At 65.3% G+C, this 2,698-nt stretch carries 4 protein-coding genes; all 4 read right to left on the bottom strand.

Features of this window, described 5'->3' with window-relative positions; genetic code table 11:
• Nucleotides 1-966, bottom strand: a 966-nt coding sequence (locus tag ACYVLV_RS12225; RefSeq protein ID WP_460810319.1) for a hypothetical protein, incomplete at its 3' end; no start/stop codon positions are given.
• A complete protein-coding gene (locus ACYVLV_RS12220; RefSeq protein WP_460810318.1) occupies nt 966-1,262 on the bottom strand; it encodes a hypothetical protein in 297 nt (98 codons plus the stop codon). The genes ACYVLV_RS12225 and ACYVLV_RS12220, both read right to left, overlap by 1 nt.
• Before the next feature lie 130 nt (nt 1,263-1,392).
• Nucleotides 1,393-1,908 carry a hypothetical protein gene (locus ACYVLV_RS12215; RefSeq protein WP_460810316.1) on the bottom strand — a complete coding sequence of 172 codons (516 nt, stop codon included), beginning with the start codon at nt 1,906-1,908 and terminating at the stop codon, nt 1,393-1,395.
• 80 nt (nt 1,909-1,988) lie between these two features.
• Nucleotides 1,989-2,417 (bottom strand): single-stranded DNA-binding protein, encoded by a 429-nt coding sequence (locus tag ACYVLV_RS12210; protein WP_460810313.1) that lies wholly within the window; start codon nt 2,415-2,417, stop codon nt 1,989-1,991.
• Nucleotides 2,418-2,698: the final 281 nt, after the last annotated feature.

The raw sequence follows: 2,698 nt of genomic DNA, 5'->3' as shown, positions 1-2,698 counted from the left end.
GGGCTGTAGCGACGCGTAGTCGGCTTGCCCGGGGTGTTGTTTTTCGGCATGAGTCCATCCTCGTTTCAAAACGATGGAGACTCCAACCAACCCAGGGCGATTCAGGCCGCCGAGGTCGCGGGTCGCGCGGACCAGTTGTGCGTACGTTGTTGCACGGGTCTGCCAAAAGGATGCCTGCTCGGTGTCGGTGGCATCGAGGAATGTGGCCGCGTGGGCTGAGACGAGGCGTTGGGACGCGGCAACGACGCGGAGGCTGTGGGCGTCGGGGAACGTGTCGAGGTGGGCAAGGAGGTTGCGTTCGGCCTGCATAACGCCTGCTAGCCCGGGCAGCGCGGGACCCTCGGTCCTGGCTGCGGTCGGTCGCCATCCTTGATGATCGACCGCGTAGTCGGGCTCATTGCGTTCGGCGAAAGTCGCGCATGACTCGGCTGCGCGTTTGAGTAGACCCGGATTCCTCAGGGCGTTCCATTCTGGAATGTTGGAGTAGCGGCGGTTGAGGACGACGAGGGCTCGGGTCACGTCGGCAACGTCGTGGAGGACTGTCATGCCTTGGGTGGTCGAAAGTCGTCCGGCGCTGAAGTCGTGTTCCCCCAGCGCCGCGGCGCGCGCAGCTTGGCGCCAGGTCTCGACCATGGGGAAGCTCTGTTCGGTGGTGAGTTCGCCGAGCGGCGGCAGCCCAGGGGATTCTTTGATGGCGCCCTCGAGCCGGCGCTGCAGCTCCCCCGCCGGTCCGCGTGTGAGGGCGAAAGGGATGCCCGGATCGGTGGCGCGTATCGCCTGGACACTCCACACGAGCACGGCGTGGCGGTAGCGGTCGATCTGTTCCCCGAGTCGCTTGCGTTCCTCGCTAGTGGTGGTCTCGGGCACGGTGTAGGAGCCGGCCCCGCCGATGCGTTGCTGGATGCGGTGTTGGCGGAGCAGGATGGTCAGTTCAGCGCGGAGTTTGCCGCTGTTCTCTCCGTACATCAGCCAACGGCTATATCGCGGGCGGCGCAGAGCACGTCGAGGACGAATTCGATTTGGAGAGCGTCGATCCCGTGGGCGACCAGGGCCTCGACCGCGGACTCGGCGGTCCTGAACAGTGCGTCGAGGTCGCCGGTGGGGACCGGGTTGAGCCCGGGTAAGTCGTCGCCGTGAATCCGGTCGAGCTGGAGTAGCGCGCGTTCGTACTCGACAGATGCGTCGAGGGTCTGGGAACGGTCTGCGAGGGCCGCGATGTGAGAGCGGGCCTCGGCGAGGGTGACCGCGTGGGCGAGGAGCATGTCGTGGCCCTTTCGTGATGTGTGAGAGGTGGAGTCGCTGGGTCAGCGCTATCGCTGTCGCACGGCGCTTCATGCATCAGGCGAGATTCCTGTGGAATCCGCGGCGACGAAGGAGCCCTGTGGAGGACCTCTACAACGCCGTCGAGACACGATTCTCGACGCGTGCTCGTGCTGCGACGTCCTCGAACACGAACTGCACGAAGTCGGCCTCGCGGTCCTCGATGGTGATCTCAGGGCTCGATGGGATGGGCTCCTCACCGGGCCAAGCGGTTTGGCGCGTCGCGCGGTCCCGGTCGATCCGGGTACCCGAGCTGGAGGACCACTCACGCAGCCGGTTGCGGGCATCGGCGAAGTCCCGGTGCCATGCGATCGGCCCGGACGGTGACCCCTCGGAGTCGTAGGAGTTCAGCCAATGAAGGTGGAGCGCGGACAGTTCCCAGACCAGTTCATCGTGGCGGTGCCAGTACGGCGGGATCACCGCGGGCGGCAGTCCATAGGTCGCTCGTAACCAATGGACCCAAGCGTTGAGATCAAGCCACTCTGACTCGGCCTCCTCGCCCGTGAGGAGGTTCCAGTTGATCGGTTGGGGTGGGCCATCCTCGTCGGTGTCGGCGGTCCCGAAGCCGGGGACGGGTCTGCCGAGCATCAGCGGGTCGCCGTTTTCGAAGTCAGGATCCAGTGAAGGTCCCCGCTCCGTGTCGAAGTCGGTGGTCATTGGCCCGGGGATCAGATGCTGACAGCTTGCGACGGCACGGCGTCTACGGCGACCGGCAACGTCGGCGGGGCGGGTTGCCGCGCAGGTGTTCTGTCGACGGAATAGCGGGATCTGGCGCAATCGTGACCGATGCGACGGGCGACGAACTGCTCCCGGGGCTCGGCCCCGTCGCCCTTCTTCAGCTTGTATTCGTGGATGTATCCCGACGCGACGAACTGGTCACCGACCTTGAAGCGGGCGTACGCGCGCTCGGCTGAGCGGTCGAACAACACCAGGTCGTGGAAGGTCGAGTCCAGCTTGGCGAAGGAACCATCGACCTCCTTGCGGAACTGCTCGACCCCGACACGCGCGTAAAAGCGGGCATGCCCCTGGTCGGTGAAGCTGAGGCCCGGCGCTGTAGCGATGAACCCGTGCAAACTCATCTGGGTAGGGATCGTCATGACTGGCTCCTGCGGTCCTGCGACGCCACGGCTGGCGGTCGCTCTCAGGATTCAGGTGTGCAGCGAGTTCTCTCATCTCGGTCGCCAAGGAACAGCAGTCCGCCACTCACGGCGGCCCTTATTGGCGGCAGACGCCCCATAGCAGGGGTGTGAAAGAGATCTAGAAGCGCGCGGATTGCGGCAGAACCGGATGTCCCAGGTCAGCGTGTCGATCCTCGGCGCAGTTTGAGCACAGCCGCCCAGAAGACCCCGATGAGACCCAGACTCGAGGCGATGCCGTC

The sequence above is a fragment of the Nocardioides salsibiostraticola genome (assembly GCF_054783655.1).
Note: the sequence above shows the minus strand (reverse complement) of the source record. Positions and strands in the feature narration are given on the sequence as shown.

What these genes read in the sequence shown, in the direction of transcription:
- ACYVLV_RS12210 (WP_460810313.1), bottom strand. Translation starts at nt 2,417, where the DNA reads ATGACGATCCCTACCCAGATGAGTTTGCACGGGTTCATCGCTACAGCG.
- ACYVLV_RS12215 (WP_460810316.1), bottom strand. Translation starts at nt 1,908, where the DNA reads ATGCTCGGCAGACCCGTCCCCGGCTTCGGGACCGCCGACACCGACGAG.
- ACYVLV_RS12220 (WP_460810318.1), bottom strand. Translation starts at nt 1,262, where the DNA reads ATGCTCCTCGCCCACGCGGTCACCCTCGCCGAGGCCCGCTCTCACATC.